The organism is Pseudofulvibacter geojedonensis, assembly GCF_042675745.1.
Classification (GTDB): Bacteria; Bacteroidota; Bacteroidia; order Flavobacteriales; family Flavobacteriaceae; genus Pseudofulvibacter; species Pseudofulvibacter geojedonensis.
The window spans coordinates 78,958-99,895 of sequence record NZ_JBHTJM010000010.1; the positions used below are offsets into that span (position 1 = coordinate 78,958).

General features: G+C 30.4%; 19 protein-coding genes. 9 read left to right on the forward strand and 10 right to left on the reverse strand.

Translation table 11 applies throughout. The annotated features are described in order from the left end of the window. Positions 1 to 47 precede the first annotated feature (47 nt). The 6 genes from ACFQ1O_RS12260 to ACFQ1O_RS12285 form a co-directional block, all read right to left on the reverse strand. A complete protein-coding gene (locus ACFQ1O_RS12260) occupies positions 48 to 506 on the reverse strand; it encodes an SRPBCC family protein (protein ID WP_377716323.1) in 459 nt (152 codons plus the stop codon). Continuing rightward, on the reverse strand, positions 503 to 1,402 hold the full coding sequence (locus tag ACFQ1O_RS12265; protein WP_377716324.1) for a TIGR01777 family oxidoreductase: 900 nt from the start codon (positions 1,400 to 1,402) through the stop codon (positions 503 to 505). Before ACFQ1O_RS12265 ends, ACFQ1O_RS12260 begins: the two co-directional genes overlap by 4 nt. A 6-nt stretch (positions 1,403 to 1,408) precedes the next feature. After that, positions 1,409 to 2,293 (reverse strand): class I SAM-dependent methyltransferase, encoded by an 885-nt coding sequence (locus tag ACFQ1O_RS12270; protein ID WP_377716325.1) that lies wholly within the window; start codon positions 2,291 to 2,293, stop codon positions 1,409 to 1,411. A gap of 7 nt (positions 2,294 to 2,300) precedes the next feature. Next, the gene (locus tag ACFQ1O_RS12275; RefSeq protein ID WP_377716326.1) at positions 2,301 to 2,744 is read right to left on the reverse strand and encodes a hypothetical protein; all 444 of its coding nucleotides are present in this window, start codon (positions 2,742 to 2,744) and stop codon (positions 2,301 to 2,303) included. A gap of 544 nt (positions 2,745 to 3,288) precedes the next feature. Next, positions 3,289 to 3,792 (reverse strand): GbsR/MarR family transcriptional regulator, encoded by a 504-nt coding sequence (locus ACFQ1O_RS12280; RefSeq protein ID WP_377716327.1) that lies wholly within the window; start codon positions 3,790 to 3,792, stop codon positions 3,289 to 3,291. A gap of 103 nt (positions 3,793 to 3,895) precedes the next feature. After that, the gene (locus ACFQ1O_RS12285) at positions 3,896 to 6,301 is read right to left on the reverse strand and encodes an aminotransferase class I/II-fold pyridoxal phosphate-dependent enzyme (protein WP_377716328.1); all 2,406 of its coding nucleotides are present in this window, start codon (positions 6,299 to 6,301) and stop codon (positions 3,896 to 3,898) included. Positions 6,302 to 6,381: 80 nt separating this feature from the next. On the opposite strand from ACFQ1O_RS12285, the gene ACFQ1O_RS12290 reads away from it, so the two are divergent. After that, entirely contained in the window at positions 6,382 to 7,623 is a 1,242-nt protein-coding gene (locus ACFQ1O_RS12290) for a glycosyltransferase (protein ID WP_377716329.1), read from the forward strand. A gap of 28 nt (positions 7,624 to 7,651) precedes the next feature. Here the strand turns inward: ACFQ1O_RS12290 and ACFQ1O_RS12295 are convergent, their stop codons facing one another. Next, entirely contained in the window at positions 7,652 to 8,326 is a 675-nt protein-coding gene (locus tag ACFQ1O_RS12295) for a TetR/AcrR family transcriptional regulator (protein ID WP_377716330.1), read from the reverse strand. A 138-nt stretch (positions 8,327 to 8,464) separates the two neighbouring features. Here ACFQ1O_RS12295 and ACFQ1O_RS12300 point away from each other — a divergent pair, with 138 nt between their 5' ends. From ACFQ1O_RS12300 to ACFQ1O_RS12315, 4 genes are all read left to right on the forward strand, one after another. Next, positions 8,465 to 8,779: a hypothetical protein gene (locus ACFQ1O_RS12300; RefSeq protein ID WP_377716331.1), complete on the forward strand. Its 315-nt coding sequence runs from the start codon at positions 8,465 to 8,467 to the stop codon at positions 8,777 to 8,779. Between the two features lie 115 nt (positions 8,780 to 8,894). Continuing rightward, the gene (locus ACFQ1O_RS12305) at positions 8,895 to 10,553 is read left to right on the forward strand and encodes a peptidase domain-containing ABC transporter (protein ID WP_377716332.1); all 1,659 of its coding nucleotides are present in this window, start codon (positions 8,895 to 8,897) and stop codon (positions 10,551 to 10,553) included. A 12-nt stretch (positions 10,554 to 10,565) separates the two neighbouring features. After that, entirely contained in the window at positions 10,566 to 11,912 is a 1,347-nt protein-coding gene (locus ACFQ1O_RS12310; RefSeq protein ID WP_377716333.1) for an HlyD family secretion protein, read from the forward strand. A 55-nt stretch (positions 11,913 to 11,967) separates the two neighbouring features. Further along, the gene (locus tag ACFQ1O_RS12315) at positions 11,968 to 13,311 is read left to right on the forward strand and encodes a TolC family protein (RefSeq protein ID WP_377716334.1); all 1,344 of its coding nucleotides are present in this window, start codon (positions 11,968 to 11,970) and stop codon (positions 13,309 to 13,311) included. A 49-nt stretch (positions 13,312 to 13,360) separates the two neighbouring features. Here the strand turns inward: ACFQ1O_RS12315 and ACFQ1O_RS12320 are convergent, their stop codons facing one another. The 3 genes from ACFQ1O_RS12320 to ACFQ1O_RS12330 form a co-directional block, all read right to left on the reverse strand. Continuing rightward, on the reverse strand, positions 13,361 to 15,379 hold the full coding sequence (locus ACFQ1O_RS12320; RefSeq protein ID WP_377716335.1) for a M3 family metallopeptidase: 2,019 nt from the start codon (positions 15,377 to 15,379) through the stop codon (positions 13,361 to 13,363). A 232-nt stretch (positions 15,380 to 15,611) separates the two neighbouring features. After that, positions 15,612 to 16,097 carry a 5-(carboxyamino)imidazole ribonucleotide mutase gene (gene purE, locus ACFQ1O_RS12325; protein WP_377716336.1) on the reverse strand — a complete coding sequence of 162 codons (486 nt, stop codon included), beginning with the start codon at positions 16,095 to 16,097 and terminating at the stop codon, positions 15,612 to 15,614. A 128-nt stretch (positions 16,098 to 16,225) separates the two neighbouring features. Continuing rightward, positions 16,226 to 17,368 (reverse strand): 5-(carboxyamino)imidazole ribonucleotide synthase, encoded by a 1,143-nt coding sequence (locus ACFQ1O_RS12330; RefSeq protein ID WP_377716876.1) that lies wholly within the window; start codon positions 17,366 to 17,368, stop codon positions 16,226 to 16,228. A 150-nt stretch (positions 17,369 to 17,518) separates the two neighbouring features. Here ACFQ1O_RS12330 and ACFQ1O_RS12335 point away from each other — a divergent pair, with 150 nt between their 5' ends. From ACFQ1O_RS12335 to ACFQ1O_RS12350, 4 genes are all read left to right on the forward strand, one after another. Then, positions 17,519 to 18,157, forward strand: coding sequence for an adenylate kinase (locus tag ACFQ1O_RS12335; RefSeq protein WP_377716337.1), 639 nt, complete (start codon positions 17,519 to 17,521; stop codon positions 18,155 to 18,157). A 92-nt stretch (positions 18,158 to 18,249) separates the two neighbouring features. Beyond that, positions 18,250 to 19,245 (forward strand): GTPase ObgE, encoded by a 996-nt coding sequence (gene obgE / locus ACFQ1O_RS12340; protein WP_377716338.1) that lies wholly within the window; start codon positions 18,250 to 18,252, stop codon positions 19,243 to 19,245. 82 nt (positions 19,246 to 19,327) lie between these two features. Next, entirely contained in the window at positions 19,328 to 19,855 is a 528-nt protein-coding gene (locus ACFQ1O_RS12345; protein WP_377716339.1) for a DUF4136 domain-containing protein, read from the forward strand. Between the two features lie 82 nt (positions 19,856 to 19,937). Then, complete coding sequence (locus tag ACFQ1O_RS12350) at positions 19,938 to 20,891, forward strand: tetratricopeptide repeat protein (protein ID WP_377716340.1); 954 nt, start codon at positions 19,938 to 19,940, stop codon at positions 20,889 to 20,891. Positions 20,892 to 20,938: the final 47 nt, after the last annotated feature.

A 20,938-nucleotide genomic window follows, 5' to 3' on the forward strand; every position in this document is an offset into this window, starting at 1 on the left:
TAAAAGAAACTATTAAAGTGGATAATTTATTTGAGGTTGAAATAATTTTATAGTATTTCATCTTCTGCTAGTTCTTTTATTTGTTCACTTCTTTTTTCTAAGATGGTAGTTAGGTGTTTTTTCAGTAGTAACTGATCAAATAACCAACCAAAAATTCCAAATGGAGTTTGATAGGAGAAATGATCTATCATTGTAGTTTGTTCGTTTTCTTCTTTAAAAATATGGTTGTGCTTTAACCATTTAAAATGACCATCTACCATTTCATCGGTAAAATGATTGGGTTTTTCTAAAGCAGAAATAATACTTTCATGTTCTACATAAAAACCAAAATGTTTGCCTCGCCATCTAACTGTTTCTCCTAATTCTATACAGCCAGATGTTCTGCCATCAATAGCTTTTTCTTGAGTGTGACTCATAGTCTTCATATGCACATCTATGTTTCTAGATAAGTCAAAGACTTTGTCTATAGGAGCCTTAATTTTTGTTTGTAGGGTGATAGTTGTCATACCAAGTTTTTTAGTGTACAATTAATGTTAGGGTATTTAAATTCGAATTGATTGTTCATTAATCGTTGTGGGATTACATTTCTACTTTTTAATACCAATTCTGCTTCTGTCCCAATAATATAAGCCCCAATTTTTAGCAGCCATTTTGGTTGAGAAATACCAAAAGGAATTTTTAAATATTGTCTAAGTGTCTTCATTAAAATGAAGTTGTTTGTAGGTACAGGTGCTGTAACATTAATATTACCAGATATGTTTTTGTTATTTAAGATAAATTCTATGGCTCTAGCAAAATCTAGTTCATGAATAAAACTTACTTTCTGGTTTCCGGTTCCTTGTTTTCCTCCCAAAAGTAATTTTGTAATGCTTTTTAATGGTAATAATGCGCCTCCTTTTTTGCCTAATACTATAGAGGTTCTAATAGCTACTTTTCTAGTTTGAGTAGTTTGATGACTGTAAAATTCTTTTTCCCAGGCTTTGGCAATATTCATAGAGAAGTCATTTCCAATTTCCCCGTTTTCTTCGGTCATTTCTTTGTATAATGAATGCCTATAAATAGTAGCTGTAGAAGAATTTATCCAGATTTTTGGAGGGGTTCTACAAGAGTTTATGGCTTTACCAATTATTCTAGTTGAATCTATTCTAGAAGAATAAATTAAAGCTTTGTTTTTGTCATTATATCTACAGTCTACAGATTTTCCTGTTAAGTTAATAATAGCTAAAGAGCCTTCTAATTCCTCGATCCAATAATCTATTGTTTTGGCATCCCATAAAATTTGATTTAGTTGAGTAGGTTTTCTAGTAAGAATTTGTACTTGATACCCTTTTTGAGTTAAGTGGTTTTCTAAAACTTGACCTAAAAATCCTGTGCCACCTGCTATAATTATTTTATTAGTCATAGGTTTTTATTTAGTAGCAGTTATCATATAATATCCAAAACTGTTTAAGTGTAACCCTGCTAAAAGAGCAAATAAAGAACCGCGTAAGTTTTCTATACTTTGTTTTTTTAAAGGTTCTTTTTTAAGCAGTTTCTTTAAAACAAAACCAGTAATAGCAAATGGTACATGTAATACCGATGGAGCAATTCTAAATGACAAGTCTTTAACTTCAATATTTTTAAAACCAATGCTTTTCAAATGTTTTTTTATGTTGTGAATGTTACCTAGTCGATCTAAGCTCCACCCTTTACATAATTGTTCGTAACAATACTTACTACCAATACATAAGTCTGTTATTTCTTTTTTTAGAAAAGCATCGGCAATAACTAATTTACTATTGGGTTTTAAAACTCTAAAGGCTTCTTTAAAAGATTCGTATTTATGGCCAGAATGGCATAAGCTTTCAATAGCTATTACTCCATCTAGACTATTGTCTTTAAAAGGTGTTGTATTGTAGTTGCCTTTTACAATCACTCCGTTATGTTTTTTTAATAATTTGTTTCCTTCTTGAACTTGAAAATCTGATAAGGTTAGACCAATCATATTTAGGGTTTGATTATTTTTTAATCCATACCTCATAGTAGCTCCCATACCACAACCTAAATCGGCTATTAGTTTTTTAGTGTTAGAAAGCTGAAACTGATCAAAAATCTGACGATTCATTTCATTAAGCATCGTATCCCGTTTAAACGGATTGGTTTTTAAGGTATAGTAACCAAAATGCATATTGAAATCTTTACTCCAGAATTCGTAATCTTCTGTAGCTTCATTATAAAAATCAATAACTTTTTCTTTATTGGTTTTACTAGAAAGAATCTTTTTGAAATAATTAGAAGGACAAAGTGTTTTCATAATAGAACTATTTTAAGAAACCAGTAAGGTTGGAAATAAATAATAAGGTATAGACTAAAGCAAAAAGTGTAAATAGAAAGTTCATAAAATAACTACCTATTTTAAAATGCAGTTTTTGAGGGATTTGATACATAGGGTAGTATGCAATTTGTGTGGCTACTTTACCAACCCAATACATAGCAATTATACCGGTTAGAGCTACTGCTAGTTCTGTTTGGTTTTTTAAAGCTGATGTAAACAAGATGGCAATTAGACCAAAACTAAAGTTTAAACCTTGTATGTACCTACCATAAGTTTTTGCTATTTCTTGGTTTAGAGGCTTTAACTGCTTTACATCATTGTACCAATCAAAAACTTGGTGTCTGATATATGGATATATTAAAGCTGTAAATACCTGACCTATGCCTCCTGCTATAATTAACCAATTAGGTAGTTCTATAAAATTTTTCATAATTATTTGTTTTCAGGTAAATTGTTTAGGATTTTGAATTGACACCATAGGTGGTATAGCCCTATAAGCATTGCTGGAATAACTATAATTAAGCTTATGCCTTTTCCGAGAATCTGAATCATATAATCACCACAAGCTAATGTGGTTAGGAAAAGTACTGTGTACAAACCAACAAGTTTCCAATAAAAAGTAAAATATTTAGAATGGTTGTTTGAACTACTACCGAGCGTAAAGAAAAGCATAAGAACTAATTGACTTAAGCCTAAAAAAAACATTAAAAGAGCTCCGTTATTTGGTCTAAATATATATTCATAACAGGTAATAAAATAAAGACTAGTATTTGCTAAAAAAAAGAAGTACTTGCTTGTTTTAATAATCATTGTTTTTAAAGTTTTAAACTTTCAGTAAAAATTGAAAGTTGTTTTGAGGAAGAAAAGGAGTATTTCATCCTTTCTAGTCATGGTTTTTTGTGTTTATATTGTATAAGAAGCCTCAAAATAAGAGAGATTCCTCAGTCGTTCCTTTTTCGGAATAAAGCTATGCATCATTTTAAAAGTTTTACCAAAGTCTTAGTTATCCAGTTTTGTTCTTGGTTTACAATTTTGTTCATCATAGTGTCTGCAGTATCAGCTAAATCATATAATTCTTTGGTTTTAGTAATTAACTCTTGAGTTTTTCTACTACCATCATCTTCAATACTACATACTTGTTTCAATACTCGTAAAGTAGGTTTTATTTCTCTCCTACTTCGTTCTTTAGCAACTGTTCTAGCTAGTTCTTGAACATTTTTTTCAGATCTAAAGTATTCTTTTCGTTCTCCAGAAACAGAAGTTTTAAATACAATTCCCCAATCTATTAACTGTCTTAGGTTCATGCTAGTATTTCCTCTAGATATCCCTAGCTCTTCCATAATCTCTTCCATAGATAACGGATCTGGAGAAACAAATAATAAAGCATGAATTTGAGCCATAGTTTTATTTATACCCCATAAAGAGCCTAAACTTCCCCATGTATCTATAAATTCTTTTTTTGCTTCTGTGTAATTCATATTTCAATTTCTAAATCTTAGTCAAAGGTATAAATAATTTTTAAACTTTCAATAAAAAATGAAAATTAAATAGATTGAGAATCATTTTAATTCTCAATTTTGGTTAGTACATATTTTCTAAAACAGAAAAATTGAAATGTTCATGAGCCTGAACAAATGCATATACTTTTTGTTTTTTGGCTCCAATTTTTCTTTTTTCTAGTTCAGCTGTAAATGCTAGATCTAACTTTTTACAATTAAGTTGTTTTGAGCGTAATATAGATTTAAATAATATTTGCTTGTAAACATTAAACTTGTAGTTGTATTCATAATTTAATCCAACTATTAAGGCATTGTAAGTTTGTGCATTAATATGACTAAATAAAACACCTACTAACTCTTTTTGTTCATTTTTACAGTGTTCAGGTTTTAAATATAACTTTATAAAATCATACTCGTTTAGGTTGCACATGTTTTCAAAATACTCGAACGGTAACTTAAATACATTTAAGTCTAGCGATTTATTATATACTTGTTCGTATAAAGAATAACACTGTTCTAATTCTAATTTAGAATTAGGTTTAGAATATTCTATTTCAAAACAATTTTCATATTTAATAATCTCCTTTTTTACACTGTATCTGTTTTTTTGATTTAATTTTTTTAGATAATCTTCTTTTGTGTTCCAGTTGTATTCATCTACATATAAGTTGTTAAGTAGTTGATAAGAAGTAAATCCAATATCTAACATAGATTTTTCTAATTCTGAATCGAGTTCATTGTAAAAATCACGGATCATTATAGAACTAGCTTTTACTTCTTTTTGTAAACCATTTAGGTATGCTATCAATTGTTCTATTGCCTCAGATTGATTGTTGGAGTTTTTATTGATATATATGTGACTCCCTTTCGTTAAGGGAGAACCGGTTTGAATTGTTTTAGAAGTTAAATAATAAGGATTAGATATGCGTTCTGCTTCTATTTTTTCTGAAATATTTTTAGGTAAGAGCATATCATCTTTACTAATACTAACTGTTATAAATGTTTGTAAAATAATTTCATCATTATCTTTAATAGTAATATATTTAAATAGCCAGTTGTTCTCTTTTAAATCATTATTTGAAAAAGTTTTTTCTAAAAGAGCTAAGTTATCATAGCTTAAGTTTCCGTTGTTACAAAATTTAGTACTCCATAGGTCTTTGTTTAATTCACCAATACTATTGTTAATTTCAATAGTTAAATCGGTGTTATTGTATTTTTGTTCTACGGAGTTAGATCTAAATTTTTTAATCCCAAATATTTTGGCAACTTCATCAAAGGTTTTACCACTTTCTTCAATAGACTTAGTAAAATGATAATGTAAAGATTCTATCATCCTAAAAATATCTTTTTTAGTCAATTTTGAAGTGATCATAAATCGAACACCGCTTTTTTTCATTGGTACGGCAGGAAAAGAAGCGGGATTCAAATAAAAACCATCTTTTTTCATATTGTTAACTATATCAGAAGTAAACTTTGGAAGTCCAACAGGTATAAAAAACAATGGACTTTCAGTTTTCATAAACTGAGGTAATTGATATTGATCTAATAAGTTATTGGTGTATTCAATCAACTTCTTGAGTTCTTCTTGTTTTTGAGAAAAGTTTGGGTCTAAATGAAGATTAACAGAAGCTAAAGCTGCTCCTAGCATAGGTGGTTGAATTGGTCCACAAAAGATATATGTAGATCCGCAATTTCTAACTAATTCTTCCATTTCAGTATTAGGAAAAACAATGCATCCTCCTGCTGCTGCAAAAGATTTATTTAACGATATAGCTAATACCATTCTGTCATGGTGAGGCATGTTAGATTTTACAACACCTTCGCCATTTTTTCCACACCAGCTCATACCATGAGCATCATCTATATACAAGTGAAATTTTTTGTATTTATTCAACAGCTGGGTTAATTCATTAAAAGGAGCAAAATCACCATACATAGAATAAACACCATCAGCTAAATACCATATTTTATCATACTTATTATTTAAAGCCTTTAATTTCTGTTCTAAAGATTCCATACAGTTGTGTTTAATAACATACAGCTGAATTTTCTTGGCTTTTAATAATTGGGCGGTCATTTGCATACTAGAATGAGCTTGTAAGTCTAAAATAACAGCATCATTAGTTCCTATTATTGTCGGAATAGTGGCTAAATGACCTAGGGTAGTGCTAGCAGTAACAATTAATGGTTTTTTAAAAATACGTTGTAATTTATGTTCTAACTCTTGATATAAACCAATAGACAAGTATGTCCTAGAAGAAGAAAATTGAGTGCCGTATTTCTTAACAGCATCTATTACTCCTTCTTTTAATTGTTCATTATTTTCTAAGCCTAAATAGCTACAAGAACCAAAGTTGATTAATTTTTCATTATCTATGGTAACTTCTGCATGATGATTAAAATGATCATCTTGAGTATAATTGTGAACTAATTTTCTTAGATTTCCGTCTGTTATAATTTGGTTTAAAGTGTCTATTGAAGTTGACATGTTATTTTTTTTAAGATAGGATAAGTGATTTATATAATAATTGAGTTTATGAGTAGTAAATTTGAATTCGTTAAATGAGAATGAAAAAAGTAATCATAATCGGATTGGTTTGGCCAGAACCTAGCTCAACTGGTGCTGGTACTAGAATGTTGCAATTGATAAACTTGTTTAAAAAACAAAACTATCAAATTATATTTATATCTGCTGCAGAAAAGTCAGAATATTCTTATGATTTAATTAAAACTGGAGTAATAGAACAACCAATTACATTAAACGACTCTTCTTTTGATTCATGGATAAGTAATGAAAATCCAGATATAGTATTGTTTGATCGTTTTATGACAGAAGAACAATACGGTTGGCGTGTTTCTGAAAATTGCCCGAAAGCTTTAAAAATTTTGGACACAGAAGATTTACATTGCTTGCGAAAAGTAAGACAAGATTTATTTAAAAAAGATATTCCTTTCACTATTCCGAAATTAAAATCATCAGATATAGCTAAAAGAGAAATAGCTAGTATGTATAGGTGTGATCTATCGTTGTTAATATCAAGTTATGAAATGGATATATTAATGAATGAATTTTCAATTGATTCATCAATATTATTTCATCTACCATTTTTATTAAATAGAAATGAGTTATTGCAGAAATCACCTGGATTTATTAACAGGAAAGATTTTATATGTATAGGAAACTTTTTGCATGAACCAAATTATGATGCTGTTTTGTATTTAAAGCAAGAAATATGGCCGTTAATTAGAAAGAAATTACCACAAGCAAGACTTAAGGTTTTTGGAGCCTATCCCTCTCAAAAAGTAATGCAATTGCATAATGAAAAGCAAGGGTTTATGGTGTTTGGAAGGGCCAATAATGCTCTTGAAGAGTTAAGTAAATGCAGGGTTAATTTAGCACCGTTGCGATTTGGAGCGGGACTAAAAACTAAACTATTAGAAGGTATGTTGTCGGGCACACCTAGTGTAACCACCAAAATTGGCGCCGAAGGATTTAGATATAAAGAGTGGAATGGGTTTGTAACCAATAACCCTATTGATTTTGCTAATTATTCAGTTCAATTACATCAAGATGAGCAACTATGGGGTACAAAACAAAAAAATGCAGAAGTATTATTAGAACAATTTACGGTTAAAAATTATAAAGAAGATTTTTTTAATAGGCTGTTAGAAATAGCTAATAAATTAGAAAATCACAGAGTCAGTAACTTTATAGGAAGTATGCTTCAGCATCATAATCAGCAAAGTACGAAGTACATGAGTAAATGGATAGAAGAGAAGAATAAAAATAAGCCTGGTAGTTCTTCTTAATGAGATCTTAATTATATTATATTCTGAATTATGCTAATAGTTTATTTGCAAAATAATTAAGCATAGCTTCTACTTCTTCTAAAGCATTTTCTTTTTCATTAATATCAGTAAGTTTTGGTAAATGCTTGGCAAAATAAATATGGTTGTTAGACATTTCAAATAGATTGGTAGCTAAGGCATGAGGATATTTAAAATGAGGGTTAATCTGTAAAATAACTTGAGAAATATGCTCTATTAAGTCTTTGTAGTTTTTAAAGAAACCTTTAGAGTTCTCAGTATCTACTTCTTTGGTATGATATACTTTAGAACCTTCTGCAATAACAACTTCGTGTAAAATACTTTCGTTAACATAGCTTACACTTGGGTTTTCCATAGAGGCTGTAACAAAAGACTTGATTATAATTGATAACTTTTCTTTAGGATTGACTATGTTTTTAGAGTTAGAGTTAATAAGATACCCTATCCATTCCCAATACCAAGAAACTAGGTAAGTGAGTAATAAATGTTTGTTTTCAAAATACCTGTAAACAGAAGCTTCAGTAGATGAAATTTCTTTAGCAAGTTTTTTAAAAGTAAAAGACTCAAATCCTAACTTATTCATTAAAAGAATACTATTTTTAATAATCTTCCTGCCTAAATCAGAATCTTGCGGATCCTTAAGATATAATCCTTTATTTAATATTATTTTAATAGCAATACTCATTCCGTAAACAAAATTAATACAATTATATTTTATAGTAAAATATTTATTGTTGATAGTATTACTATCAATTAAAAAAGTATTTATATCTTTGTTGAAATTTTATACGATATAACTATCAAGATAATTGAGATTACAAAAATGAGAAGACAGGAAAAAAATACATCTAGATTGTTTCTGTGTAAGTTATTTTTATTCGTAATGTTAATTGGTGTTTCTAATTTGTATGTTGTTAATAATTTAGATTTATACGACATGGAACTAATAGAAGGAGAAACTGATGTGAGCGATTCTCTATTAGAATTAGAAGATTCAATTGAAAAAACAGATAAGATATTAGTCGATAATTGTTTTTTGTTACTCTACCATTCATTTACAAATGTTTTCTACATTGATAAGGATGGCTTTTTATGTTCAGAATATTTGAGTATTACAATACCTCCTCCAAAATATTAAATTTCTTCAAAAAAGAAAGGTTGGTTTTTAACCAATTTAATTAATGTCTATTTTTAAATAATAATATTTTATAAAACAGTATTGTTACTGCTTTTATTATATAATCTTGAGTTAAATGAAAACGAATAAAATGACGCCTTGGCAGCGTTTTACAGGGCTTTTACAGCTTGATAAAAGAGATATAAAACAAGTGTTTTTGTATGCAATTTTTACAGGTTTTGTAGCCTTATCAGTACCATTAGGTATTCAGGCAATAATTAATTTAATACAAGTGGGACAAATAACTACTTCATGGATTGTGTTGGTAGTTTTAGTAACCTTAGGAGTGGCTTTTCAAGGCGTACTTCAACTTATGCAAATTAGAATTCTTGAAAATATTAAGCAGAAAATATTTACGAGATCTTCTTTTGAATTTGCTTATAGGTTTCCTAAAATTAAAATGAGTAGTTTAAAATATTACTACCCTCCCGAGTTAGCCAATAGGTTTTTCGATACTCTAACTGTACAAAAAGGTCTTTCTAAAGTATTAATAGATTTCCCTTCTGCTGCAGTACAAATCGCCTTAGGGTTAATACTTTTAAGTCTTTACCATCCATTTTTTATTTTTTACGGATTATTACTAATAACACTGATTTATTTAGTGTTTAGATATACTGGTAAAAAAGGTTTAGAAACGAGTTTGAATGAAAGTAAATCTAAATACAAAGTAGCACATTGGATTCAAGAAATAGCAAGGTCATTAATTAGTTTTAAGCTTTCTGGTAAAACAAAAATGGCCATGGATAGAAACAATGCCTTAACTGATGATTATTTAGAGAATAGAGAGAAACATTTTAAAATTCTTTTGATACAATTTGCACAACTAATAGGGTTTAAAGTTTTTATAACTGCTGGTTTACTAATTATTGGTGGTTTGTTGGTTATAAATCAACAAATGAATATAGGGCAATTTGTTGCTTCAGAAATTATAATACTATTGGTAATAAGTTCTGTAGAAAAGCTTATTCTAAACCTAGAAACTTTTTATGATGTGTTAACTTCTCTAGAAAAAATTGGACAAGTGGTTGATAAAGAATTAGAAAAACAAGAAGGACTTAATCCATTTCACAATAATGAAGAGTTAACAATAGAGTTAGATAATGTGAGTTATACTGCAGAAAACGGTAAAAATATATTCAATGGAGTTACATCTAGTTTTAATAAAGATGAGAGGGTTTTATTAAATGGTGTACCAGGATCTGGAAAAACAACTTTTTTAAAGTTGCTATCGGGTTTAATAGAACCAGATTCGGGTAATATATTTATAAATAATGCATCACTAAAAGGAACAAAAATTAATTCGTATAGATCATATGTAGGTCAAATGCTTCCTGAGCAAAAACCTTTTGAAGGAACCATTAGAGATAATATTACTTTAGGAGATGATACTATATCGATAACACAGCTTAATGAAGTTATTAAAATAGCAGGATTGTTAGATTTTATAAAGAATCAACAAAATGGAATAGATACCGTTCTATATCCTGAAGGCCAGCAAATACCTTATACTATATCAAGACGTATAGTATTTGCTCGAGCAATTGTAAACAAACCTAAAGTATTATTGCTAAAAGATCCATTTAACCAATTTGATCAAGAAGAGACTAAAAAACTAATCGAGTTTGTAACTCATAAAAAGCAACCTTGGTTGTTAATTGTTTCAAGTAATAATAAGGAATGGAATTCGAGATGTTCTAGAGTAATTAATTTAGAAAATAATGGTTTAACTGTTTAACAAGCAATTACTATGTTAAATATATCTAATAATAAAGTAAAGAATAAAAATCTAAATGATTTTTCGGCTTTTAGAAAAGTCAATAAGAAAAGTTCGATTAAATATTTTAATAGGTTTTTAATAGGCTTCTTTATCATGTTTTTAATAATATTATTTCTTCCATGGACTCAAAATGTTGACGGGAAAGGGTATGTTACTGCGTTAAAACCAGATCAAAGGCCGCAAACTATTCAATCTCCAATTCCAGGTAAAATTGAAAAATGGTATGTTAAGGAAGGAGATTATGTAAAAAAAGGAGATACTATTCTTTATATATCTGAAATAAAAACCGAGTATCAAGATCCAGAATTGGTTAGTAGAACTAATGAACAAACTTATGCTAAAGAGCGCTCTGTTGTTTCTTATAAAGATAAAATAGGAGCGTTAACAAATAGAATTAATGCTTTGCAAAATGAAAAGCAGTTAAAGTTAAGACAGGCAATTAACAAAATAGATCAGTTTAAATTTAAAGTAAGTGCAGATAGTGTTGATCTAGAGGCTGCAAAAACCAATTATGAGATTGCTAAAAACCAATTTAAGCGTACAGAAATATTAAAGGAAGAAGGGCTTAAATCGCAAACAGATTTAGAGGCAAAAAAGTTAAAAATGCAACAAACTGAAGCTAAAAAAATAGCTCAAAATAATAAATTATTGTCTAGTAAAAACCAATTGATAAATGCTGAAATTGATATTAGTAGAATTGAAGCTGAATACCGAGATAAAATAGCTAAAGCGCAAAGCGAAAAAGCTTCTGCGGGCTCTTCACAGTTTGAAGCCGAGGCAGCAGTAGCCAAACTTAAAAATCAATCGGCAAGTTATAAGGTTAGAACGGGTATGTATTATGTGCGAGCCCCACAAGCAGGTTACATTAATAAAGCTTTAAGGGCTGGTATTGGAGAAACTTTTAAAGAAGGAGATAAATTGGTTAGCATAATGCCAGCTAATTATGAGTTAGCTGTAGAAACTTATATAGACCCAATAGACCTTCCATTAATTCATAAAGGAGAAAATGTTAGAGTACAATTTGATGGTTGGCCAGCAATTTTCTTTAGTGGTTGGCCAAATACTGCTTACGGAACCTTCTCTGGAAAAGTAGTAGTAATAGATAATTTTATAAGTGAAAATGGGAAGTTTAGAATATTAATAGCTCCAGATCATGTTGATAAATGGCCAGATAAATTAAGAGTCGGTTCAGGAGCTTATACCATGGCTTTGCTAGAAGATGTTCCTATTTGGTTTGAATTATGGAGAAAGTTAAATGGTTTTCCTCCAAATTATTACCAACCTAACAAGAGTAAAGATGAATCAGATAAAAAATAAAATAGCATTTTTTGTACTAGTTGTGAGTTGTTTTTTTTCTTCTTGGTCTCAAGATATGACAAAAAACGAACTTACTTATGAAGAGTTTTTAGCTTATGTAAAAAAATATCATCCAGTTATTAAGCAGTCTAATATTACTGTTACAGAAGCAGAATCTAAGCTACTTAAAAATAGAGGAGCAACAGATCCTACTTTGGAGTTTAATTACGATGATAAAGAATTTAAAAGTTCTAATTATTGGAATAAGTTTAACACAACTTTTAAAGTGCCAACAATATTAGGAGTAGACCTGAAAGTAGATTATCAGCAAAATAGAGGTGATTTTGTTAACCCAGAATTGTTGGTTCCAGAAGATGGTTTATATAGTGCAGGAGTGTCAATAGATTTAGCACGGGGCTTATTAATGAACGAGCGTTTAGCTAACATAAGAAAGGGTAAGTATTTTGTTAAGCAGTCTTTAGAAAATCAAAAACTATTAGTTAATAAAATAATTTTTGAAGCTAGTATAGCGTACTTTGCGTGGTTGAGATATCATAATGAAGAACTTATTTATCAAGATTATCTTAGGAGTTCCAAAATACGGTTAGAGAGTATAGAAAGGAGTGTTGAGTTGGGAGATAAGCCTAAAATTGATATAACCGAAGCTAGAATAGCTTATCAGACAGTTTTATTGGATTTACAAAAAATATCCTTGAGTAAAGTTAAAGCTCGACTTCAAGTAAGTAATTATCTGTGGTTTGATTCATTACCTTTAGAAATTTTCAAAGAGGTTTTTCCTGTTACATCTGATACTGAAGATATAGCATTAGCTTTAAATATTAATAATCTTTTAAGTAATGAAATATCAGTTGCCAATCATCCTAAAATTAAGAGTGTAGAATATAAGTCTATGGCACTAGAGCAAGATTATAGGTTAAAGAAAAACTTAATGCTTCCAAAATTAGAAATATCATATAGTTTTTTAAATAGTAATACCAATCATTTTAACGCAATAAATAACAATAACTATAAGGGTTTTATAAGTCTTAAGCAATCCATTTTTATGAGAAAGCAAAGAGCAGAACTCAAGTTATCTAAATTAAAATTAACTGATATTGAATTAGAGAAATCAATTATAAAATTAAATATTGAAAATAAAATAATTGCTACGCAAGAACAATTGCGATCATATCAGGAGCAGAATGACTTATATAAAGATTTAATACTCGATTATGAAAGAATGTTAAATGCAGAAAACAAAAGATTTGAAATCGGGGAGAGTAGTTTGTTTCTAGTGAATTCGAGAGAGCAAAAATTATTTAACGCCAAGATTAAGGGGAATGAATTGCGTATAGCGTATTTAAAAACCATACTGCAGTTTTTTAATGTATTGGGAGGAACTGCTAATTTAACTTCCTAGAATAGTACAAAACACTATTCTAGGAAGTTAAATTTAATATTGAGTGTTTTTATATTAGGCCAGCTCGCTGCAATAGAGCTTTATTATTAGGTTCTTTACCTCTAAATCGTTTGTACAAATCCATAGGGTGTTCTGTGCCACCTTTACTTAAAATATGATCTGCAAAAGACTTACCTGTTTCTGCATCAAAAATTCCATTTTCTTTAAACTGATCAAAAGCGTCAGCATCTAGAACTTCAGCCCACTTATAGCTATAATAGCCTGAAGAATATCCTCCTTGAAAAATATGAGCAAAAGCAGTACTCATACAGTTTTCTGCTACATCGGGATATAATTGGGTGCTAGCAAAAGCTTTTTGTTCAAACTCTTTTACATTGTTAATTGTTTCGGGTGCTTCACCAGAATGCCAAGCCATATCTAAAAGCCCAAAACTTAACTGACGTAAGGTAGCCATGCCTTCTTGGAAATTTGCTGAAGCTTTAATTTTTTCAATGTATTCCATCGGAATAGATTCGCCTGTTTCATAATGTTTAGCAAAAATGTCTAGACATTCTTTTTCGTAACACCAATTTTCTAATATTTGGCTAGGTAATTCAACAAAATCCCAATAAACAGAAGTTCCAGATAGACTAGGATAAGTAGTATTTGCTAACATTCCGTGTAAACCATGTCCGAACTCATGGAATAAAGTAGTTACCTCATTAAATGTTAATAATGATGGTTTTGTTTCTGTAGGTTTAGTAAAATTACAGACATTAGAAACATGAGGTCTTTCGTTAATTCCGTTCTCAATTTTTTGTCCTTTAAAAGAAGTCATCCAAGCGCCGTTCCTTTTTCCTGGTCTTGGGTGAAAATCTGCATAAAATATAGATGTTAATTCATTTTTATCATTAAAAACTTCATAGGTTTTTACATCTTCGTGGTAGGTGTCTATATAATCAACTTCTTTAAAGTTTAAGCCAAATAGTTTATTGGCAACAGTAAAAGCGCCTTTTAAAACTTTATCTAATTCAAAATAAGGCTTTAGTTTTTCGTCATCTAAATTAAAAAGTTTGTTCTTTAATTTTTCAGAATAATAAGCACTATCCCATTTTTCTAGTTGGTCAATCCCATCCAATTCTTTAGCAAAAGCTTCTAACTCTGTAAATTCTTTTAAAGCTACTGGTTTAGCCTTATCTAATAAATCATTTAGAAAAGTTTTTACATGATTTGGTGTGCCAGCCATTCGTTCTTCTAAAATAAAATCGGCATGTGTATTATACCCTAATAAGTTAGCTCTCTCATGGCGGAGCTTGGCTAATTTTAATACGATTTCTTCGTTGTTAAATTCATTTTTTTGAAAGCCTTTTGCTCCAAATGCTAGCGATAGTTTTTTACGAAGTTCACGGTTATCTGCATACTTCATAAATGGTATGTAACTCGGGTAAGCTAAAGTGAAAATCCAACCTTCTTTTTCTTTTTGCTTAGCTGTTTGAGAAGCTGCTTCAATAGCTCCTTCTGGTAAACCTTTTAAGTCTTCTTTGTTGGTTAAATGAAGCTCGTAAGCATTGGTTTCTGCCAATACATTTTCTCCAAAAGTTAGTTTTAATTTGGCTAACTCTTTGTCTATTGCTCTTAATTGTTCTTTTTCTTTGTCATTTAAATTAGCCCCGTTTCTAGAAAAACCTTTGTATTTTTTGTCTAATAAAGTATGTTGTTCAGGGGTTAATGTTAGTCGATCTTTTTGGTTGTAAACGGTTTTAACTTTATCAAATAACGCTCTGTTTAATGTGATGTCATTGCTAAATTCTGATAGTAAAGGGGAAACTTCTTGAGCTATTTTCTGAATTTCTTCATTAGTTTCAGCAGAATTCAAATTAAAGAAAATACTAGATATCCTATCTAATTGCGCTCCAGAGTAATCTAGGGCTTCAATTGTATTTTTAAAAGTAGGTTCGTTTTTATTGGTAACAATTGAATTGATTTCTGCTTTGGCATTTTCTATAGCAGTTTTAAAAGCAGGTAAGAAATCTTCGTTTTTTATTTTTGAAAAAGGAGCTAAATCAAATTTTTCTAATAGTGTATTCATTATCAATTGTTTATGTTTTTGTAAAAGCGACTGATTATCGGTTTTTAAGGTCTTTTCACCGATGTTTTGATAAAGGTCGGTAAATCTTGTGAAAAAAAATGAATATCTGAGTGATATTTGTAGTGTAAACAAATGGTTTCTCACCCAAAATAACCATCTATGGAGTTGCAATCTCGATAAAAATACTCTAAAAAAAACCTTAGGAATTCCTAAGGTTTTTTTAATGAGAGTGTTATTTCTTAACAGCTTTTGCTCCTTCTATTACTTTTTGCTTTAGTCCTTCTTTATAAACTAAAATCTTGTCTAAAACACATTTGTCAGAAGCGCCAATTATTTGTGCGGCAAGTATGCCAGCATTTTTAGCACCATCTAGTGCTACTGTAGCTACAGGAACCCCTCCAGGCATTTGTAATATTGAAAGAACAGAATCCCATCCATCAATCGAATTCCTTGATTTTACAGGAACCCCAATAACAGGTAATGGAGATAGAGAGGCAACCATTCCTGGTAAGTGAGCTGCACCACCTGCTCCAGCTATAATAACTTTTATACCTCTTTCATGAGCAGTTTTACCGTATTCAAATAATTTTTCTGGTGTTCTATGTGCAGAAACAATATCTACTTCTGTCTCAATATCAAAACCAGCTAATATATCGATAGCTTCTTGCATAATAGGTAAGTCACTTGTACTACCCATAATAATTCCTACTTGTGGCATTTTTAGTTTAAAAGTTTAAAGTTTATAAGTTTAAAGTTTAGATCCTTGCTCTTAACAATGAACTTAAAAATGATTTATATAAAAAGAAAGTGTTTATAATCAAATATGTGTAGCCCTTTAAGTCTAGGTTAACTACTAACTACTTGTATTGTTTCTTTTACTTCTTGAGCGATGGCTCTTGCTTTATTAATATCTTCATTTACTATCGTAACGTGTCCCATTTTCCTGAAAGGGCGAGTTTGCTTTTTTCCGTAAATATGGGGGGTCACGCCATCTAATTCTAAAACTTTGTCTATGTTTTTATAAAGAACATTTCCTGTATGACCTTCAGCTCCAACTAAATTCACCATAATTCCAGCTACTTTACTTTCTGCATTTCCTAAAGGTAAATTTAATATAGCTCTAAGATGTTGTTCAAACTGAGAAGTATAAGAAGCTTCAATGCTATAATGTCCAGAATTATGTGGCCTTGGCGCTACTTCGTTTACTAAAATCTCATCATCTTGAGTTTGAAACATTTCTACGGCTAATAAACCAACATGTTCAAAACTATTAGATACCTTAAGCGCTACATCAATAGCTTTTTGAGCTACAGCTTTATCTATTCTTGCAGGGCAAATAACATACTCAACTTGGTTAGCTTCTGGGTGAAACTCCATTTCTACCACAGGGTATGCTTTACTTTCTCCCTTTGGGTTTCTACAAACAATTACAGCTAATTCGTTTTTAAAAGGAATCATTTCTTCTGCTATACATTCTGTGTTAGGCAACCCTTCTAAATCGTTAGCAGAACGTACTACTTTTACGCCATTACCATCATAACCAAATTGAGCAGATTTCCATACAAAAGGAAAATTATTAGCATCATTTTTAAGCTCGTTTAGGGAGTTGTAACGAGTAAAAGGAGCTGTAGGGATTTTGTTCTCTAAATAAAACGACTTTTGAATAGCTTTGTTCTGAATCTTAGCTAATGTTTTAGCAGAAGGATATACTTTAATGCCTTCGTCTTCTAATTTTTGAAGCGCTTCAATATTAACGCCTTCTATTTCAAAAGTTAGTACATCTACTTGCTTACCAAAATTGTAAACAGTGTCAAAATCCATTAAATCTCCTTGAAAAAATTTGTTTGCATAGAAACTACAAGGAGCTTCGTTACTAGGGTCTAAAACATAAGTTTGAACGTCGAACTTATTGGTGTCTTTTAAAAGCATACGACCTAATTGGCCTCCACCTAAGATACCTAGTTTAAAATCGGATGAAAAATAGTTAATCATCTAGTTGTGTGTTGTGTTGTTGTTTGTTTTCAGACGACAAAAGTACGTATTTAGTTTAGTAGTTTAAAAAGAAATCGCACTTCAAAAAATGTAAATCATCAATTAATCAGTATCTTTGCACCTTTCAAATTAAATTTGGCATTATAGATGATGAGCTTTTTTAAGAAAATCGGTAAGTGTATTGCCAATTTATTTATTACTAAACACAACACTATGACTAATATCGTTTTATTTGGAAAACCAGGAGCGGGAAAAGGAACACAAGCAGAAGTACTTAAAGAGAAGTATGATTTAATTCATTTATCTACGGGAGATATTTTCCGATTTAATATGAAAAATGATACTGAATTAGGAAAGTTAGCGAAGTCTTATATTAACAAAGGAGATTTGGTACCTGACGAAGTAACTATTAATATGTTGAAATCTGAGGTAGAAAAACATACAGATGCAAATGGTTTTTTGTTTGATGGTTTTCCTAGAACAACACCTCAAGCTGAGGCTTTAGATGCTTTTTTGGCTACTAAAGAATGGAAAGTTACAGCTACAATCGCTTTAGAAGCAGACGATGAGGTCTTAGTACAGCGTTTATTAGAAAGAGGAAAGACTTCTGGTAGAGCAGATGATCAAGACGAAGCTAAAATAAGAAATCGTTATGAGGAGTATAATGAAAAAACCGCTCCATTAATTGATTTTTACCAAGGTCAAGGTAAATTTCACTCGGTAAACGGAATTGGAGAAATAGAAGAAGTAACCAGCCGTTTATCTGAAGTTATTGATCAATTATAAGATTACATCATTCAGAATTGGATGATTAAATAATAAATACAATTAAAGGGAGTTTCGGGTTAAATGAAATTCCCTTTTTTAAACTTAAAGTCATGACTGAAGGGAATTTTGTTGATTATGTAAAACTGCACCTTACTTCTGGAAAAGGAGGAAAGGGATCTACACATTTGCATAGAGAGAAATATATAGAAAAGGGAGGCCCTGATGGTGGAGATGGTGGACGAGGAGGTCATGTTATTGTTAGAGGAAATGAAAATTTATGGACTCTTTATCACTTTAAGTTTAAAAGACACTATAAAGCAGAACAAGGAGGCAACGGAAGTAAAGGTAGAAGTACTGGAGCAGATGGTGGAGATGTGTTTTTAGATGTGCCATTAGGTACAGTTGTTAGAGATACTGAAACTCAAAATGTTTTATTTGAAATTACAGCTAATAATGAAGAAGTCATTCTTTGTAAAGGAGGTAAAGGAGGTAGAGGAAATTGGCATTTTAAGTCTCCTACAAATCAAACACCTCGTTATGCACAGCCAGGTTTAGAAGGAGAGCATAAAGATGTAACGTTTGAGTTGAAAGTTTTGGCAGATGTTGGTTTGGTTGGATTTCCTAATGCAGGTAAATCAACATTATTATCTGTAATTACATCAGCGAAGCCTAAAATTGCCGATTATGAGTTTACAACCTTAAAACCTAATTTAGGGATAGTAAAGCATAGAGATTACCAAACTTTTGTAATGGCAGATATACCTGGTATTATAGAAGGAGCTGCAGAAGGAAAAGGGTTAGGACATTATTTTTTAAGACATATTGAGCGTAATTCTACTCTGTTATTTATGGTTCCTGCCGATGCTAAGGACATTGTAAAAGAGTATGAAATATTGGTCGATGAATTAAGAAGGTATAACCCTGAAATGCTTGATAAAGATCGTTTTGTAGCGATATCGAAATCTGATATGTTAGACGATGAATTACAAGCAGAGATGAAAGAAGAGTTAGATGAGAAACTAGGAGTTCCTTATTTGTTTATTTCATCTGTAGCTCAAAAAGGAATTCAAGAATTGAAAGATACCTTATGGAAGATGTTAAATTAACACACTAAAGAGTTAATATTAAAGGGAAACTATATATGGTTTCCCTTTTTTTGTATCTTGAGTAGAAATAATTGAGTGAATTATGATAAAGAAAGGTTTGATAATAGTTGTATTGTTAATTGTGGCGTGTGCACCTGTAAAGGTTAATTATGATTATAATAAAGCTGTAGATTTTACAAAGTATAAAACATATAATTATGCTTCAGAAATTAAAACAGGTTTGAGTGAGTTAGATGAAAAAAGGTTGTATTTTCAGTTAGATTCATTGCTTACAGTTAATGGTATTTCTAAAAGTGAATCTCCAGATTTCTATATAGATTTACATACTAAAACCTATAAAAATCCTAGTAATAATTCAATTGGTATTGGCGTTGGTGGCGGCGGAAGAAGTGGAGGTGTTGGTGTTTCTGGAGGAATACCTATAGGAGGAAATGACTTGAATCAAGAATTGTTAATCGATTTTTTAGATGGAGAAAAACATTCCTTGGTTTGGCAAGCTCAGGTAACAAAATCCATGAAGGAAAAAGCTAGCCCAGAAGCTCGAAAAGCTCATTTTAGAGCTATGGTACAAAAAGCTTTAGAAGGGTATCCTCCTAAAGTTAAAAAGTAATCAGTAAGTTTGTGCTAATTGTAAAGACATAGATAACTTAAAGTTACAGTTTGTTGATTACAATTAAAACTTCATTGCTTGTATGAGATTATTTCTAATAATATTATTGATACCCTTATATTCTTGGACCCAAAATTTTCAAGAAGCTATTCATTTATTCGAATCTAAAAAGCTTGAAGCGGCAAAAAGTGTTTTTAAAAAGATTTCAGAAGATAATGCTAACTATATAAAAGCTCAAGAGTATTTAGGAGATATTGCAGCATATCAAAAAAAATGGGATGTGTCTTTAGGGTATTATAAAAAATTACTAGATATAGATAATAATAACGCAGTTTATAATTATAAATATGGCGGGGTTTTAGCTTATAAAGCACAATCAGTTAATAAACTAAAAGCACTTACTTTAGTGAGTGATATAAAAAAGCATCTTCATAAAGCTGCCGAATTAGATAATCAGCATATTGAAGTGAGATGGGCATTGGTTGAGGTTTATATAAGTCTTCCTGGAATAGTTGGAGGGAGTGAAAAAAAAGCTAAAAAATACGCCAATGAGTTAATGCATATCTCTCCGGTAGATGGCTATCTTGCTTTAGGTTATGTTGCCGAATATAATGATAAACCTCAAATAGCCGAGGAAAATTATAAAAAAGCTATAGAATTAGGAGGGTCATTGCATACATATGATAAATTGTCAGGTTTGTATGAAAAAACAAACCAACCCAAGAAAGCAATTTCCAACTATGAAAAGGCAAGCGAAAAACACAAAAGAAATCATTTGAATTATCAGATAGGAAAAGTATGCGCTCAATACAATATGTATTTAGATAAAGGGTTGATATGTTTGAATGAATATATTAAAAATCATTCTCCTAAAGATGGTGTGCCAATTTCTTGGGCCAATTACAGAATAGCACAAATTTATCGCTATAAAAAAGATAAGAGGAATGCTTATAATTTTATAGAAAAAGCTCTGAGAGAAAAACCAGATTTAGAACCTGCATTAAAAGAAAAAAAAATGATACTTCTTATGGAGTAAATAAGCTATTTATCAAAGGAGGAAAAATCACAATTCAAAAGGCCAAA

Bases quoted from the DNA above. Each gene is read 5' to 3' on its own strand.
- ACFQ1O_RS12260 (WP_377716323.1), bottom strand. From the start codon at position 506: ATGACAACTATCACCCTACAAACAAAAATTAAGGCTCCTATAGACAAA.
- ACFQ1O_RS12265 (WP_377716324.1), bottom strand. From the start codon at position 1,402: ATGACTAATAAAATAATTATAGCAGGTGGCACAGGATTTTTAGGTCAA.
- ACFQ1O_RS12270 (WP_377716325.1), bottom strand. From the start codon at position 2,293: ATGAAAACACTTTGTCCTTCTAATTATTTCAAAAAGATTCTTTCTAGT.
- ACFQ1O_RS12275 (WP_377716326.1), bottom strand. From the start codon at position 2,744: ATGAAAAATTTTATAGAACTACCTAATTGGTTAATTATAGCAGGAGGC.
- ACFQ1O_RS12280 (WP_377716327.1), bottom strand. From the start codon at position 3,792: ATGAATTACACAGAAGCAAAAAAAGAATTTATAGATACATGGGGAAGT.
- ACFQ1O_RS12285 (WP_377716328.1), bottom strand. From the start codon at position 6,301: ATGTCAACTTCAATAGACACTTTAAACCAAATTATAACAGACGGAAAT.
- ACFQ1O_RS12290 (WP_377716329.1), top strand. From the start codon at position 6,382: ATGAAAAAAGTAATCATAATCGGATTGGTTTGGCCAGAACCTAGCTCA.
- ACFQ1O_RS12295 (WP_377716330.1), bottom strand. From the start codon at position 8,326: ATGAGTATTGCTATTAAAATAATATTAAATAAAGGATTATATCTTAAG.
- ACFQ1O_RS12300 (WP_377716331.1), top strand. From the start codon at position 8,465: ATGAGAAGACAGGAAAAAAATACATCTAGATTGTTTCTGTGTAAGTTA.
- ACFQ1O_RS12305 (WP_377716332.1), top strand. From the start codon at position 8,895: ATGAAAACGAATAAAATGACGCCTTGGCAGCGTTTTACAGGGCTTTTA.
- ACFQ1O_RS12310 (WP_377716333.1), top strand. From the start codon at position 10,566: ATGTTAAATATATCTAATAATAAAGTAAAGAATAAAAATCTAAATGAT.
- ACFQ1O_RS12315 (WP_377716334.1), top strand. From the start codon at position 11,968: ATGACAAAAAACGAACTTACTTATGAAGAGTTTTTAGCTTATGTAAAA.
- ACFQ1O_RS12320 (WP_377716335.1), bottom strand. From the start codon at position 15,379: ATGAATACACTATTAGAAAAATTTGATTTAGCTCCTTTTTCAAAAATA.
- purE (WP_377716336.1), bottom strand. From the start codon at position 16,097: ATGCCACAAGTAGGAATTATTATGGGTAGTACAAGTGACTTACCTATT.
- ACFQ1O_RS12335 (WP_377716337.1), top strand. From the start codon at position 17,519: ATGATGAGCTTTTTTAAGAAAATCGGTAAGTGTATTGCCAATTTATTT.
- obgE (WP_377716338.1), top strand. From the start codon at position 18,250: ATGACTGAAGGGAATTTTGTTGATTATGTAAAACTGCACCTTACTTCT.
- ACFQ1O_RS12345 (WP_377716339.1), top strand. From the start codon at position 19,328: ATGATAAAGAAAGGTTTGATAATAGTTGTATTGTTAATTGTGGCGTGT.
- ACFQ1O_RS12350 (WP_377716340.1), top strand. From the start codon at position 19,938: ATGAGATTATTTCTAATAATATTATTGATACCCTTATATTCTTGGACC.